We start from the raw sequence: 15,481 nt of genomic DNA, 5'->3' as shown, positions 1-15,481 counted from the left end.
AGTCTCAGTATTTTGGCGAAGTGGACCCGCGGTGAATTAGCCGCGTCTTAACTTCGTGGGTCCCTATCGCGCGATCGCCGTCAATCGCCCGGAACAGTAGCCGGGCGGCGTTTCGCCCGAGTTCCTCTAGATTCATGTCGATAGTTGACAGCGGAGGGCGGGCTTGGGTGGCGATGAGCTCCCAGTTGTCGTGCCCGAGTACCGAGATAGCACGAGGAACGTCGTAGCCGTCTTCTCGGAGTGCGTCTACCACACCCCTTGCAATTGCGTCGTTGCCGCAGAGCACGCCGTCCATGAGCGAATCGACGCTCAGCAAGTGGCGCACCGCGTTGCGTCCCCATTCTTCCGTCCAGCCGCCGTACAACGCTGAGCCGCCGACAAACTCGAGTTCTTGAGCGACCAGACTGGCTGTGGCTCCGGCAACCCGGTCAGTCGCCGCTCGAAAAGTCGGATCTCCAGCGATGTAGCCGATACGATCTCGCTGCGAAGATATGAGGTGCTCGGCGGCCTGACGGCCAGCACCTACGTTGTCGCTGATAACAGAAATGTCGTCAGGCGACGAGCTCGGTGCGTATGCATAGACCACGGGTATCGGAAGAGCAAGAGAGAGCGGATCGCGTGGGTTAGTGCTGTCGCCAACAATGATGAGTCCGTCCACTCGGCGGCTGAGGAGAGCGCGAACGTGATGCTGCTCGCGGATCGAGTCGCCCCGTGCGTCGCACAAGAACACCGACACCTCACCAAGTCCGAAGGCGTCCTCAGCGCCCATCATGACCGGTATAGAGAAGCGTCCGTCGAGGTCACTCGTCAGCAACCCGACCGTCCCCGTGCGGCCGCTGTGCAGGCTCTGCGCCTGGCGGTTGGGCGTGAAGTGAAGCGATTTCGCTATCTCCTTTACGCGTGCGCGGGTCTCTGGATTGACGCGGTATCCATCGCTCAGCGCTTTCGACACGGTAGAAACGGATACACCGGCTGCGGCTGCGACATCGCGGATAGTGGCCGTCAGTGAGGCCCCCGAGTCGTTGATGATCGTCATATTGACCTCCTCGAGTGGACATGTTGACAAGAAAAGAAAGACCGGTTAGATTGTGTGAAAAGCTTTTCACTGTTTTCCTAAATGCACCCGTCAGTCGGGCAGAAAAAGTGAAAACTTGTGAAACATATTTTAGCTCTTCCTAGTTCAAAGGAGAACTCGTGCCAGGCACGTCCCCCGCGGTCATCACCCCTTCATCGACGACCGGTCCGCTTGGAGCGATTGCCTACGGGCAGCTGAACCCGCTACCCAGCACTGCCGTATCCCTTGACGCCGATAGTTTTCTCGGTGAGTGGCAGGCCCGCAACCACGACGCCTCCATCCGCCATTGCGTCGAGAATCTTGAGTCCTCTGGCGTGCTTCACAATTTTCGACGTGTCGCGGACGGTGAAGCAGGCAACTACAGAGGCATGTGGTTTGCGGACACTGATCTTTATAAGACCCTTGAGGCGATCGGATGGGAGAGCGGTCGTGTCGGTGCTGTCGTCGAGGGCGAGTTCCTGAACACTGCACTGGGACTTATCGAGCGCGCACAGGATGCCGACGGGTACATTAACACGCACATCCAGGGGGACGAAACCAAAACTCGGTGGCTAAACCTAGTGTGGAGTCACGAGCTGTACACCGCCGGCCACCTCTTCCAAGCGGCAGTAGCTCTCGTTCGGGGCGCAGGCGAAAACCGTCTACTTGAGGTCGCCCGACGCTTCGCTACGCGGATCATTGAGGACCTTGGCGAGCAAGCAGACGGATACGACGGACACGCCGAGATCGAAACCGCGTTCGTCGAGCTCTACCGTCTTACCGGCGAACACGCGTACCTTGATTTTGCCTGCAAACAGATCGAACGCCGCGGCCAGGGTCTGCTACCGAAAGACAATCTCGGCACCGAATACTTCGGTGACCATGCTCTCATCCGCGATGTGCAGGACGCCACAGGGCATGCCGTACGCCAGGTGTATTTCGCGACTGGCGCCACCGATGTGTACTTGGAGAATGGAGAGCGCGACTACTTGGACGCGGTGACGCGAATCTGGGAAAGCGCCTACTCCGAGAAGACGTATGTCACAGGCGGCCAAGGATCCCGGCATACGGGCGAGGCCTTCGGAGATCCCTTCGAGCTTCCGCCGGACCGCGCCTACGCTGAAACGTGCGCCGGCATCGCGAGCTTCCAGTGGAACTGGCGCATGCTTCTCGCGACCGGTGATTCTCGCCACGCCGCCGAGATGGAGACGGTCCTCTACAACACCATTGCGGCCTCCGTGTCCTTGGATGGCTGCCATTTCTTTTACACCAACCCGTTGCAGATGCGCACGGGTCACCGCGGTGAGAACGACGGGGATCCTACCGAGAGACTCAGCTGGTTCATGTGCGCTTGCTGTCCCCCCAATCTCGCCCGCCTCGTGGCATCGTTGCAGAACTACGTCGCGACCACAGACGCCTCCGGTAGCCTGCAGATCCATCATCTATTCGCTTCGACGATCCGCTCCGAGTCGTCTGCTGGCATAACTGAGCTCGCGATCACTACGAATCTGCCATGGGACGGACATGTGGAGCTTGCGATAACCGGGGCAGGAGTCCGCGAGATCGCCGTTCGCATTCCCGCGTGGGCGCATTCGGCTACAGCCACCCTAGACGGCGCCGCGCTGCTTGTCGGTGAAGACGGTTACGTACACGTCATCCGTATCGGTGACGCGGCGCAGCTCTTGGTGCTCGAACTTCGTGTGGAGCCGTCCATTGTGCACGCCCACCCTCGGATTGACTCCGTGCGCGGCACGGTAGCACTACGTCGCGGACCGCTCGTGTACTGCATAGAAAGCGCTGACTACGAACCTGGCCTGATCCTCGAAGACGTGCGACTCGACGTTTCGAAGGGCCTGTCAGAAGTGGGGACCGATGCACCCGGCGTGAGGGTCGCGATCGCTGGAAATGGTCGAATCGAATTCCCAGATACAGAGCTATACCGAGAATCGACCCGACCGGGCACAGAGCCGCACGACATCACCGTCACCGCCATTCCCTACTTCGCGTGGGGCAACCGAGGAGCAGGCGCCATGCGCGTCTGGATCCCTACGATCTGACACTGAAACCGCCTTATGCCCCTCGTTCATCGGGCATATGTGCCTGACCACCAAAAGCATCTCTCTACCAACCCAGCTGCACCACTCAACGAAGAGGAAACACATGAAATCTCGAAACCGCAAACTCATCGCTCTCGGTCTCGGCACCGCGCTGCTCGCCGGTGCCCTCAGCGGATGCTCCGGTGGGTCGTCCTCGTCCGGCGTCACGACCATAAACTGGTGGACTCGGGTCGGTGACGACCGCGCCGCATTCGCGAAGAAGTTCAACGACACCCACACAGACGTCCAGGTGAAAGTAACTCAGGTGTCCGATGACCAGTACGTCAACAAAGTCGGCACGGGAGTCCGCAGCAACAACGGCCCGGACGTGCTCGACTTCGACGTCGCGAACAGCCCCTTGTTCGCCGCAACCGGCGTACTTGCCGACGTCAGCGATAAGGTCAATGGACTCGACTTCGCACGCGACCTCAACCCGGGCATGTCCAAACTCGGAACCTACGACAATAAGACCTACTCGGTTCCGTTCATCGCAGGTCCCTCCATCCTGCTGTACAACAAGACCCTCTTCAAAAAGGCCGGCATCCAGACCGACACCCCGCCAGCGACCTGGGCTGGAATCGAGGAGGACGCTAAAAAGGTCCGTGCCCTCGGCGACGACATCTACGGGTTCGACATCCCCGGTGCGTGCGGTGGTTGCCTTTCGTTTGCCGCGCAGCCCCTCATCTGGGCGTCGGGCGGCACCACGATGACCGCCGCAAGCCCTGACCAGACAACGACGTACAGCACGTCGCCGCAGGTTGCGGACTCCTTGAAGTTTTATCAGAAGCTCTGGCAGGACGGTGTCGTGAACCCGGCCGGCCAGACCGAGGCCGGCGCGACCTGGGGTGCCGACTGGAACGCCGGCAAGGTAGGCATCCTCCTCGCCGGATCATGGCTTGTATCCCCCGCGGAAAAAGGTGGCAGCGAGGTCGGTTACGGTCCGATTCCGAACGCAGACGGCAGCAACTTTTCCACTTTCGCCGGAGGGGACAACATCGGCGTCATCGCAAGCTCTAAAAACCCCGACGCCGCCTGGGAGTTCGCAAGCTGGCTGCTCGATAAGGATCAGCAAGCCTCGATCGCCGACACCGGATCCTCTCCGGTGCGAAGCGACCTGCTGACCGCCGACTTCGCCGCCAAGTATCCGCTTGTGGCTCTGCAGCTACAAGTCAGTGCAAAATCGGACGCGCCAGACAGCATGGCCACAAACGCGCTGCAGCTCAGTGCCACCTCACCCTGGCTCGCAGCTTTCCAATCCATCGTCTACAACGGCGCTGACGTCAACGCGACGTTAACCAAAGCCGACGCGGATTCGGCACCGCTGATCAAGCAAGCCTACGAACAGGCTGGCCAGTGACGGCACCAACCGTCACCCACGCCGGCGCAAAGGCGATTGCTGCCCCTGCGCCGGCGCGGCGCCGCCGTCACACCTTGAAACGGAGACGCTCCGTTGCCGGCCTGATCGCTGTATCACCCGCACTTGCGCTGATTCTCATGTTCTTTGTTGCACCCATGGTGCTGATGTTCTGGATGTCGCTCAACAACTGGCCACTTCTCGGGGCCGTGCAGAAATTTATCGGGGGGGCCAACTACGCCGAGGCCGTGACGGACGGCACCTTCTGGAACAGTGTTCTGTTCACTATGAAATACACGCTGATCATTACTCCGATCGAACTTTTCCTCGGTTACGCCCTCGCGCTCATCGTGCGCCGACGTTTCCGCGGGGTCGCGTTCTTCCGTGCCGCTTACTTCGCCCCTGTCGTGGTCGGTTTTGCCAGCGGTGCCTATATATTTCTGTTGCTCATCCAGCCCGAGAGCGGTCTCTTCGATCAAATTCTGCAAGAACTCGGCATCACTAGCGCACCTCTTCCGTGGCTCACTGATTCGAATTTCGCGCTCTTCACCGTCGTGCTGATGATCACGTGGAAAACCCTCGGAACCTCCATCATTCTGCTGATGGTAGGCATGCAGAGCGTCCCCGAGGAAATCCGCGAGGCCAGCCTCATGGATGGGGCAAGCTGGTTTAAACGCGAATGGTTTATCACCCTGCCACTCATGCGTTCTTCCGTCGCGCTCGTCCTCATGCTGAACCTCACAGGGTCGTTCCTAGCCTTTGACCAATTCTTCGTTATGACGCACGGCGGCCCCAATCAGTCGACCGTGACAATCGTCATGTGGATCTACACCAACGCTTTCGTGCGTTACCGACTCGGCTACAGCGCCGCATTATCAATTCTGTTACTAGTCCTTCTCGTCATATTCACCGTCGCGCAGATACGCGCACTCCGCGACCGATCCGAAGAGTCATGATGTCTGCATATTCAGCCGCCCGATCTAGCACCCTCCGCCCTAGATCAGTCCGTCAGCCCCTTAACCGAGCAGCGCACTACACGGTCGCGACAATCATCGCGCTTCTCTTCCTATTTCCAATCGCCTGGACAATCCTCCGGTCTGTGCAGACGCTCTCCGTCGCGGGATCTGGAGTCGGCCCCCAGATGTTCCAAGGCCTCACGTTCGATAACTACACGGCACTTCAGGACTCCGGGGTAAGCCTCTGGACATACACCGCGAACTCGGCCATCGTCGCGCTCGGCACCACAGCACTCACCACGGTCGTTGCCACTCTCGCTGGATACGGGCTCGCCCGGCTCCGATTCCCCGGCGCCGGCGCCGTTTTCGTCTTGTTGCTCGTACCGTTCATGGTGCCCTTTCAGGGCATCCTCACACCGCTGTTCACCCTTATGAACACGCTCGGGCTTACCGACAACCTCATCGGTCTTGTGTTCGTCTACACGACGTTCCAGCTGCCCTTCGCAATCTTTGTGATGCGAAACGCGTTCTCCACAGTGCCCAAGGAGCTAGAAGAAACGGGCATGATCGACGGACTTTCGACATTTGGTATTCTCCGTACACTGCTACCGATGGTCACTCCCGGCATGGCGACCGTGGCACTCTACGCATTCATTTTCGCTTGGAACGATTTCCTCGCCGCCCTCATCCTCATCACCTCGCAAAACAGTTTCACCTTGCCGGTCGCGTTGGTGAACATTCAGTCTGGGCAATTCGGACAGGTCGACTTTGGAGTGCTCAGTGCTGGCGCCACCGTCGCGACGATTCCTTGTCTCATCGCGTTCCTGCTCCTGCAGCGCTACTACGTCAATGGCCTGAGCGCGGGCGCCGTTAAAGGCTGACACTTCCCTTCCCTCTTACAACAACCAACAAAGAAGGTCCGGCCACCATCCCTCCGCGCGGCCCTGTGACCGCAGCCGGCGCGATCGACGATATAGCCTCGCGGCCCTGACCCCGTCAAGTGGACATTCTCTCTTGTGAGGTGTCCACTCCACGGGGTCAGGGCCACTCGAGGCTGTGCGTCCCGACGAATGATTCTTCGGGGGACCAGTAGGACTCAGGTTCCGGACCCGGCGCAGGTGGCGGATTTCCGCCACCTCGAATGTCTTTCACCACGGTGTCGCCGCGCACTCCCACAATCGGCGCGATAGCCCTTGTCCTCATCCCTTGCGCGTGAAGCTCGGCAACGAGTTTCTGCAGCGTGTCCCGTTCCAGCCGCATCGGGGTATCCCTACGAAGGCAACGCCCGGGCGGCCGCTTTTCTCAGTCATCGTTGGACCCCCGGATCTGTTAGTGACACCGAGTGTTGGCGAAGGTGGAAAGAAGCTCCCCGATGCGATGGTCGCGATCCAGGGGATGCCGAAGGGGCATTGCCGTGTTGAGCCGGTAGGTGTTGCGGCGACCTTCGCGTTCGCGGTCCAGGTATCCCGCCTCCTCCAGTTCGGTGACGATGCGTTGCGCCGCTCGCTCAGTAATACCGACCTGAACGGCGACGTCGCGTAGCCGCACGTTCGGGTTGTCCGCCACGCACAGCAACACGTGGGCGTGATTGGTCAGAAACGTCCAAGTCGCCATCTCTTGATTATCTCCCACCCGACGAGCGACTCTCTACACTCAATTCCCGATACTCAACATGTGCTATGTTTTTCCTGTTTTATAAATCGTGCTTTGAAAGGTGCTGATGTCTGATTGGCTTGTTGTGGGTGGTGTGACCCTGACGCCGTGGATCGCGGGGCTCTGCGCCGCGCTCCTTGGCTGGGCTGGGGTGAGCTGGGATAGGGTGGCTCGCCTATCGGCGACCGTAGTCGGGGTCGGGTTCGTCGCGACTCTCACGTTCGCTATCGCGTCCGTTGCCGCGCCGCACCAGAGTGAGCAGGTGGTGTTCGGGTCCACTTCCGTGCACCTGGATGCCTTGGCGTTGATCTTGTCGATGCTGGTGCTGGGACTCAGCGCGCTGATCCAGGTCTTCGCGATTCGCTACCTCCGCGGTGATCTTCGACAGGTATGGTTTGTCGTCGCAGCCAACCTGCTCACCGGGTTCACCGTGTTGATGGTGTGCGCCGGGTCGGTGGCCCTGTTCACCGTGGCCTGGATCGGAGCGGGGGCAGCCCTCGTTGTGCTCTTGGCAACCTATCGGCCGCTTGCGCAGGCCCGCGATGGGATCCGGCGCACCGGATCCAGGTTCATGATCGCTGACACTGTCTTCCTGATTCCTGTCGCCATCCTGCTGGTCACCGCCAGAGGAGATATCCCCCTGGACCAGCTTGGTGACGTCTCGGAGTCGTTGCCGTTGCCGCTTCAGCTGTCGTGTGCCGCGCTGCTCGTGATCTCGGCGTTAGCTCGTTCAAGCCAGATCCCTTTCCACGGCTGGTTGCCGTTCACGTTGGCGGCGCCCACGCCTGTGTCCGCGCTGATGCACGCCGGCGTGGTCAACGCCGGTGCGATCCTGTTGATCCGATTCGCCCCTGCCATCGCGCCACACCAGGCCGTCATGATCGGGGTGTTCATGGCCGGTGCCGTGACTCTGGTCTACGCATCGGCGGTTCGCCTGGTCCGGCCGGATGTGAAGGGCCGGTTGGTGTTCTCAACAATGGCGCAGATGGGGTTCATGATCATGGCCTGCGGTTTGGGAGTATTCGCGGCAGCAATCTTCCATCTGGTCGCCCACTCCCTGTTCAAATCCACCCTCTTCCTCGGGGCCGGCATGGGAGTGCGACAGCACGCCGTCGACCGAGACCTTCCACCCCGAAAGAACTACTCGCCGTTCACACTCGCTGCAGCCGTGACCCTGTCGGTGCTGGTGCCATTGGCGTCGCTGTCTGCAGCCGAATGGGTGTTCTCCCCCGCAGTGTCAACGGCCAGTACCGCTCTACTCGTGTTCGTTGCCGTGACCGCCAGCGTTGCTCTGGGCACAGCACTGAGCACCAATTTCTCGACCCGAACGTTCCTCACCGGCACGGCATCGATAGTGTTGCTGGCGTTCGGATATGTGGCTCTCCTGCAGTTATTCACAGCGGCGTTGGAACCCGCGACCACCATCAACGCAGGTCCGGCCTGGCTACTGGCCTTGCCCGCCGTCGGCCTCATCGCGGTCCAACTGCTCTCCCGCAACCCGCGCCAGTTTGCACACCTGCGTGACCTCGTTTACACCAGGACCGTGACGACCGCCCTTCCCCGCCCGCCAGCTATCCCCCGCCCGTCTGTGACCACAGGAGTGTTGTCATGAATTTGATTCTTCGCGCCCAGGTGGCCACAGCCGCTCACGCCATTGTGCCGTCCTGGCCGGTGGAGTCCTTCATCGCAGTGAACCCTCTCGCAGGCCACGAACCTCGCCCATTCGAGGCCGCCGCCACCCCGGGCGTGGTCCTGACCCGATCCCGAGACGCCTACCTTGCCGACGCGGACCGCGGCCGCATCGTCGATGCCGACCTCGAAGCAGCCCTGGCCGAGCGTATTCCCGAACTGGCCGGGAAGCTCACCATCGGCGGGAAAAGCGTGTCCGCGGTGAGCGTGGCGGTCCTGGACATGAAGAGCGCGCAGTGGAATTCCCCCGCCGCAACGGAACCATCGGCGCCCTGGCTGGACGAGTACCTGGCCACCTGGGTGTCGTCCTACCTGAACCCGGACCCACTGTGGGCAATGCCTCACAGGCGGCACGGGTTCTACAAGGCGTGGCGCACTCTGGCCCGCCGGGACCCGTCACTCCCGCGAACGGTACGCCGGACGGTGGCCGAATTGCCCGTCGAACCCGACGCCGCACTGGCGTGGGCGCTAGTCAAACTCGGAGTCCCAGCGGAGGAGGTTACGGAGACGCTCCGAGCCGAGCTCCAGTACCTGCCGGGCTGGGTCGGCCACATCAAGTGGCGGGCCGAGAAGATTGGGGACATCGACCTGCTCTCGTACTTGGGCGTGAGATTGACCATCCAAGCCGTCCTCGACACAACACCTTTCCCGTCGTCACGCAAACCGCTAATAGCCGAGGAGGCCCAAACGACCCTGTGGCACCGGGCCGAGCACGTTGCCCGATCGATCGGCAGTCGAGGAGACCGGGACGACATCGCGGCAGTGAGCCGGGTCTTGGCCACCCATCCGCTGCCCGCCCACGCGCTGACGTGGCAAAAAGCCTACGAGCTGCACTACCGCGCCACCCTGATGCCGTCCCTCAGGGGCACCGATCCCGTTACCCCTCGTCCCCAACTGCAACTAGTGATGTGCATTGACCCCCGGTCCGAAGGAATGCGGCGTCACATCGAGGTCCTCCCCGAAGTGGAAACGTTCGGGTTCGCCGGATTCTTCGGCGTCCCCGTGCGCTTCTCCCGGTACAGAGCTCGCGGGGCTATCGATTCTTTGCCGGCCCTCCTGACCGCCCGACACCACCTCACCGAAGACCCGACCTACCCAGCGAAAGCTGAAGACCACATCATGCGCGGTCGCACCCGGGACGCGCTCCGGCGGTCAACCCACCTCGCCGACTCCGGCACAGTGACACCATTCGCCTTCGCGGAGGTATCCGGATGGCTGTACGGCGCCGTCAGCGTGCTGCGCACCCTCTTCCCGACGCTGGCGGCACGAATCCACCGATTCCTGACCCCATCGACGGTCACTCTGCCGAGCAACGTGACCGTCGCCGACTCGTTCACGCTGGAGGAGCGAGCCGCGATGGCTGAAACCGCTGTTCGGATGATGGGCATCGGCCAGTTCGCCCCGCTGGTCGTACTCGCCGGCCACGCATCCGAGTCAATGAACAACCTCTACCAGTCAGCGTTGGACTGTGGCGCCTGCGGCGGCAACCCTGGAGCGGCCAACGCCCGCGCCTCCGCCGCCATCTTCAACGCCCCCGACGTACGCGCCCTCCTGGCTGCCCGCGGAATCGATATCCCCTCCGACAGTTTCTTCATCGCAGCGGAGCACAACACCGTCACCGACGCCGTCACACTCCTGGACCCGCACCTCATTCCACCGAGCCACGTCGATGTGGCGCGAACCTTCGACCGGGCCCAGCACACAGCAGCCAAGATGCTGGTCACAGAACGCGCACAGGACCTGCCGGGAGCATCCCCGCGCTCGCCCGCCCGGGTCCAGGGGCGCGCCCACGACTGGGCGGAAGTGTATCCAGAGCTGGGTCTTGCCGGAAACGCCGCCATGATCATCGGACCGCGTCAAATGACCCGCGGCGTCAACCTGGACCGGCGGGTGTTCCTCCACTCGTATCAGGCAGAGTTGGACCTGGATGGCGTCGCGCTGGAAACGATCATGACCGCACCCTTGGTAGTCGCCCAGTGGATCAACCACCAGTATTACTTCTCCGCCCTCAACCCCGCCACCTTGGGCGCCGGAACCAAAACCATCCACAACGCCATCGGCACCATCGGTGTTCTCACCGGCCACACCGGCGACCTGCGCCGCGGCCTGCCGTGGCAATCCGTCGGCCTCGGCGACCAACTTTTCCACGAACCGATGCGCCTGACCGTCATCATCCAAGCGCCCCTGGACAGCATCGGACGCATCGTCTCCCGCAACCAGGTGCTGCGTAACCTGCTCGACAACGACTGGATCACCCTCACCGCACACACCGACCCAGCGGCCCCCTGGCACCGCTACACCCCATACGGCTGGAAGGCCGCCCCCACCACGCTGAAAGGAAGATGACCATGAACAACTTGACTCATATGACCCGGCTTGAGGTTGTCGTGCCCGCCCGCGACGCCCCCGCAATCCGCGAACTGATCACATCCGCCGGAGCCACCGGCTACACGTCCGTGTCAGGGGTGTCCGGAATCGGACACCACGGCCAACACTCCGGGGCCTTACTCTTCAACGAATACGACACCCTCACCATGCTCATCACGGTCCTACCGCCCGACAACGCCGGCGAGCTGATCGACGCCGTCCAGGAACTTCTCAGCACCTCCAGTGGTGTCATGTTCGTCTCCGACACCTACGTCTCCAGGCCCGACTACTTCCAATGACCCGACCCCGCACGGCCTACACCGGACGCACAATCACCTTCGCCACGATGCACGCCAAAGAATTGCTCGCCCACGCCGCGTTCCAGAACTCACTGGGCGCAACCGGCACCGCGGCGACGGGCATCGACACCGACCAATTTGGAACATTCGCCGGCGACATCCCCCGCCCCCTCAGCCCGCGCGACTCAGCCCGAGCGAAAGCCCGACTCGGCATGCAAATCGCCGGAACAAGCCTCGGCCTCGCCTCCGAAGGAACCTTCACCTCCGGATTCGGACTCTTCGTGGAGAGCAGTGAACTTCTCATCTTCATTGACAACACCCTGGGCCTGGAAATCGTCGAAGGCAGCGTCACCACCTCGCCAGTAGCCGGAGGACGACGCATCACCAGCGCCCGCGAAGCCCTCACGTTCGCGTCAGCCATCGGCTTCCCGGGCCAAGGAGTGATCCTGCAGAGCACCCAAAACAACGACACGACCGCCTACAAAAACATCACCCAACTCGAGGTCCTAGGCGACACCACTAAAGCTCTTCTGAAACAGCACCACTCCGTCGTGATACTTCCGGACTACCGCGCCCACAAGGCACCGTCCCTCGCCACAGCCATCCGGACGCTCTGAGAAAAATGGCCCCGCGACTTGCAACAGAGTGTCCGCACTGCCGAGCGCCCGGGTTTGGCCACATCAACGTCGAACGCGGCGCGCCTTGCTCCTTCTACGGATCGGCAACCCAGACCATCGCAGGCGATATCCACGGCTGCGGCCGGTGCAGTTACCAAACCCGGACCCCACGAAATCACGCTCGCACAGATCCAAAATGGTGCGATTACTGTAACTCCTAAGCCTCAATACCGTTCAGTTAAGGGTTTAAATGGCGATTTCTGGCTCGTGGCGGGGTTGTGGCCAGTGCGCGTGGTGGAAGCGTTTGGCGGGCCATTTTGAGACCTTGCGTTTGATGACGCGGGGGTTTGACCGGCGTCGCCGCGCGGGGTTCAGCCGTCGGACGAGGACGAGGACGAGGATGGCGAGGCGCCAGACCGCTTTGGCGTGGCCAGGTCGCGGAGGGGGAAAAATCGCCCTGGGCCACGGAGCGGCGGGCGATGCGGAGTGCGGCGATGGAGGAGACCCGGTCGGGGTCGCGGTGAGCGTGCTGCGCGGCCTCGACCATGAGGGTTCGGATCGCGTAGTGGCAGCAGAGGTGGCCCCAGATTTCTTGCTTGACCAGGTCCGGGGATTTAGACCGCATCACCATGCGCTGGGCGCGCTGATGCGCTTTCAACTCATCGAACACAGACTCGATCTCCCACCGTTCTGAGTACACGGTCGCGAGTTCTTCCGCAGATGCCTCGCCCGGATCAAGGATCGTCGTCAGTAACCGGTAGCCGTCGGGATTGTCGCGGCCGTCGTCGATGGTGTAGTCAACGACCCGCACGGTCAAGGGCGTTGTCGACTGCCGCCCCGGGCCAGATGTCGGGATAATCGTGGCCAGCCAGGATCCGTCAGCGAGGGTTTCCAGGTGCCGTGGGCGGAGGTTCGTTTTGACCCGCCAGAGCAGGTCAGCGCCCGTCGCTGCCGCCTGCTCCCACAGCCGGAAGCCGTAGAAGCCACGGTCGGCCAAGACCAGCATGCCCGGCTCGAAGCGGCCGGCGAGCTCCCGGGAGAGTTCAATTTCCGATGTCGTGCATGGGCCGATCACCGCGTCGAGAATCGCATGAGTGCCGCACTCAGCCAACGCAACCAAGCGCGCCTGCGGGAAGGCAGATTGCTCGCCACGGCTGACCGGCGGGCGGCCAAAGAACTCTGCGTTCACCACACTGTCGGCCAGATCCAGGATCGTTCCGTCGATGGACATCAATCGCCGCCCAGCCAACCACGACCCCGGCGTGTCTGGCCCAGCCAGAGGCCGCGCAACGCGGGCAAACAGATCCCGCACCGGTTCAAATCCGAGCCGGCGACGCGCCTGAAAGATAGCCGACTTCGACGGCGGCACATGAGCCTCCGACCAGCCAGAGGACCACGACAACCCATCCGTCAGCTGAGCAAACATATCCTCATACGACGCTTCGGCATACAAACCCATCCCAATCGAGAAATACGCCATCACCCGCGCCGGCAAAGCCCGGTTTCGCTGCTCAGTCCGACCCGCCGCCTTGACCACCTCGTCAATAACGTCCCCAGGGAAAACACGCGTCAGCAAGCCGACCGACACCAAATCAGACAACCGACGGTCAGAGACCGGCTTCACCCACCCTGTACGCGCCATACCCACAACGTAACACGGCAATGCTTAACTGAACGGTACTGAAGCTAAGCTGTCAGCCCAACTGATAACATACTCCATGGCGGCGGCGATCGATAAATACTTCTTCCAAGTTCCCAGATGCATTCTTGCTGAGGCCATTACGTAGCCCGGCCGTCACCTGATAGCCACCAACAGCCGAATCCAGAATGCAGTGCATATGATATCTATTCAGCTTCATCCATGCCGGTCCTGCTGTTCTGCTGCGACGTCTCCGAGCTCTCGCCCAGCGTCAGGCGGCCGGCGAGGTGAGCGGCATCTGAAGCCCGGCCGTGGAAACTGAGCTGGCGGACGCCGCCGACGAGCTGCACCTCGGGTCGGTCGCGACGGCGCTCGAGCCGGGCGCGTCTAACGCGGCACGCCTGCCGGAAACCAGCCGCGCGGTGGCCACCATCACGTTTGATCTGAGCATCCGGCCGGCGCTGATCCATGACTCTGTGGCCGCCCAGTCGAGGGCGGCGTAGTTTACGCGTCTCGCCGACGTCGCGAAGGTCAGCGACGCAGACCTGTTCTAGGTGCACCCCGATCGTGATCTCGCCGAGACGGTAGTGTTCTGGCTGGCCGCCGAGCCGGCCGTTGTGATCGTCACCCAGGGCGAGGAGAGAGCGTTCGCGCCCAGCTCTCAGGGCAGGTGTGTGTGCGCCTGAAGACGGTGGCCGACACCGTCATTGCCGGCGACACTTTCATGGGCGCCCTCATCGGCGGGCTGATCGACGCAGACTTGACAGGTGCAGACCGACGCGCAGCGCTGCGCCGGCATCCGCTCAGCCTTCTCGAATAGATCCTGCAGCACAATACTGCCGCGGCAGCACTCACGGCCTCGTGCCCAGGGGCCGCCCCGTCTACCCGCGCGCCGCAACGTGACGCCTACCTCAGGGTCAGGTGCGCGCCGGAGCCCCGTCGCGGGAGCGCTCGACGTCGGCGAACGTGGGGTCGTCGTCGAAAGATTTGATGCGCGCTACCTGGAAGATGATCAGCGCATAGACGGCCTTGGCCAGGATATCGGCGATCGAGTAGCCGACCTGTTTGTAGACCCAGGCATCAGGACCGGCGATGCTCAGCAGCGGCAACAGATAGGCGATCGGATAGACGCCCCAGCTCAGCAACAGCAAGAAGCGTAGCTGGCTCAGTGTGCGTCGCACGCCCACGGGCTGCTGGTTCAGCGACTTACTCAGCTGCACGAACAAAACATAGAGAATGTAGGCGAACGGGACGGTTGACAGCAGTCCGAACAGGCCACGGAGACCGTTGTCGCCACTGATCTCGCCGGGGTAGCCGAGGATGATCATGAGCGCGGCAGCCGGAACGAGCCGCACGAGAAGACCCCGCTGCACCGACCGGGCCAGCGCGAGCACGGCGATGAGCTCGACCAGCAGCAAGGGCACGGTAAGGAGCCAGTCCACGTAACGGTAGCCCTCATTGAATCCCGCCCCGGCGGCCTGAGCGTAGTCGCCTCGGCCACCCACGGCGTCGGTCACGAATGCCGCCTTGAACGAATCGAAGATGCGGAAGTAGTGGTACGCGGCGATACCGCAGACCACGATGGCGACTGTGATTGCCTGCCGGTACCGAGGCAGAATGCGCGGCAGCGCGATCAGGAGGTACACCGCCGTGAACAGTTGCGCGGCGATCACCAGCGAAAGAAAGTTGTAGACGGTGTCGTATTGACCAAGCGAGAGAATGTCGGGAATCATGAGCTACTCCATCGGGGTCTGTCA

At 62.0% G+C, this 15,481-nt stretch carries 14 protein-coding genes and 1 pseudogene; 11 read left to right on the top strand and 4 right to left on the bottom strand.

What is annotated here, in order from left to right:
- Positions 1–4: 4 nt before the first annotated feature.
- Positions 5–1,036: a LacI family DNA-binding transcriptional regulator gene (locus tag E3O46_RS13630; RefSeq protein WP_134561882.1), complete on the bottom strand. Its 1,032-nt coding sequence runs from the start codon at positions 1,034–1,036 to the stop codon at positions 5–7.
- A gap of 158 nt (positions 1,037–1,194) precedes the next feature.
- Between E3O46_RS13630 and E3O46_RS13625 the strand changes: the two genes are divergently transcribed.
- From E3O46_RS13625 to E3O46_RS13610, 4 genes are all read left to right on the top strand, one after another.
- Positions 1,195–3,111 carry a glycoside hydrolase family 127 protein gene (locus E3O46_RS13625; protein WP_241987422.1) on the top strand — a complete coding sequence of 639 codons (1,917 nt, stop codon included), beginning with the start codon at positions 1,195–1,197 and terminating at the stop codon, positions 3,109–3,111.
- Between the two features lie 37 nt (positions 3,112–3,148).
- Entirely contained in the window at positions 3,149–4,507 is a 1,359-nt protein-coding gene (locus E3O46_RS13620; RefSeq protein WP_134561881.1) for an ABC transporter substrate-binding protein, read from the top strand.
- Positions 4,504–5,460 (top strand): carbohydrate ABC transporter permease, encoded by a 957-nt coding sequence (locus E3O46_RS13615; protein WP_134561880.1) that lies wholly within the window; start codon positions 4,504–4,506, stop codon positions 5,458–5,460. The genes E3O46_RS13620 and E3O46_RS13615 overlap by 4 nt, the downstream gene beginning before the upstream one ends.
- A gap of 143 nt (positions 5,461–5,603) precedes the next feature.
- Positions 5,604–6,341: a carbohydrate ABC transporter permease gene (locus E3O46_RS13610; RefSeq protein ID WP_198413720.1), complete on the top strand. Its 738-nt coding sequence runs from the start codon at positions 5,604–5,606 to the stop codon at positions 6,339–6,341.
- Between the two features lie 448 nt (positions 6,342–6,789).
- Here the strand turns inward: E3O46_RS13610 and E3O46_RS13605 are convergent, their stop codons facing one another.
- A complete protein-coding gene (locus tag E3O46_RS13605) occupies positions 6,790–7,074 on the bottom strand; it encodes a helix-turn-helix transcriptional regulator (protein WP_134561879.1) in 285 nt (94 codons plus the stop codon).
- 106 nt (positions 7,075–7,180) lie between these two features.
- On the opposite strand from E3O46_RS13605, the gene E3O46_RS13600 reads away from it, so the two are divergent.
- From E3O46_RS13600 to E3O46_RS19055, 5 genes are read left to right on the top strand one after another with little or no spacing between them, the layout of a single operon-like run.
- On the top strand, positions 7,181–8,725 hold the full coding sequence (locus tag E3O46_RS13600) for a proton-conducting transporter transmembrane domain-containing protein (protein WP_134561878.1): 1,545 nt from the start codon (positions 7,181–7,183) through the stop codon (positions 8,723–8,725).
- Positions 8,722–11,148 (top strand): DUF2309 domain-containing protein, encoded by a 2,427-nt coding sequence (locus E3O46_RS13595; protein WP_134561877.1) that lies wholly within the window; start codon positions 8,722–8,724, stop codon positions 11,146–11,148. The genes E3O46_RS13600 and E3O46_RS13595 overlap by 4 nt, the downstream gene beginning before the upstream one ends.
- A gap of 2 nt (positions 11,149–11,150) precedes the next feature.
- Positions 11,151–11,468 carry a P-II family nitrogen regulator gene (locus E3O46_RS13590; RefSeq protein WP_198413719.1) on the top strand — a complete coding sequence of 106 codons (318 nt, stop codon included), beginning with the start codon at positions 11,151–11,153 and terminating at the stop codon, positions 11,466–11,468.
- On the top strand, positions 11,465–12,085 hold the full coding sequence (locus E3O46_RS13585; protein WP_134561875.1) for a DUF6671 family protein: 621 nt from the start codon (positions 11,465–11,467) through the stop codon (positions 12,083–12,085). The genes E3O46_RS13590 and E3O46_RS13585 overlap by 4 nt, the downstream gene beginning before the upstream one ends.
- 5 nt (positions 12,086–12,090) lie before the next feature.
- Complete coding sequence (locus E3O46_RS19055; protein ID WP_420897744.1) at positions 12,091–12,306, top strand: DUF6671 family protein; 216 nt, start codon at positions 12,091–12,093, stop codon at positions 12,304–12,306.
- Between the two features lie 221 nt (positions 12,307–12,527).
- On the opposite strand, the pseudogene E3O46_RS13580 reads toward E3O46_RS19055, so the two are convergent.
- Positions 12,528–13,727 (bottom strand): annotated as a pseudogene (locus E3O46_RS13580) (IS4 family transposase); the annotation flags it as partial.
- Between the two features lie 308 nt (positions 13,728–14,035).
- Here E3O46_RS13580 and E3O46_RS13575 point away from each other — a divergent pair.
- Together E3O46_RS13575 and E3O46_RS18340 are read left to right on the top strand one after the other, a co-directional pair.
- Complete coding sequence (locus E3O46_RS13575; protein ID WP_134561874.1) at positions 14,036–14,227, top strand: hypothetical protein; 192 nt, start codon at positions 14,036–14,038, stop codon at positions 14,225–14,227.
- Between the two features lie 173 nt (positions 14,228–14,400).
- Entirely contained in the window at positions 14,401–14,544 is a 144-nt protein-coding gene (locus tag E3O46_RS18340; RefSeq protein WP_166791081.1) for a carbohydrate kinase family protein, read from the top strand.
- A 97-nt stretch (positions 14,545–14,641) separates the two neighbouring features.
- Here the strand turns inward: E3O46_RS18340 and E3O46_RS13570 are convergent, their stop codons facing one another.
- Complete coding sequence (locus E3O46_RS13570) at positions 14,642–15,457, bottom strand: bacteriorhodopsin-like (protein WP_134561873.1); 816 nt, start codon at positions 15,455–15,457, stop codon at positions 14,642–14,644.
- Positions 15,458–15,481 lie beyond the last annotated feature (24 nt).

The organism is Cryobacterium glucosi, assembly GCF_004402235.1.
In the GTDB taxonomy this organism is placed as follows: domain Bacteria; phylum Actinomycetota; class Actinomycetes; order Actinomycetales; family Microbacteriaceae; genus Cryobacterium; species Cryobacterium glucosi.
Note: the sequence above shows the minus strand (reverse complement) of the source record. Positions and strands in the feature narration are given on the sequence as shown.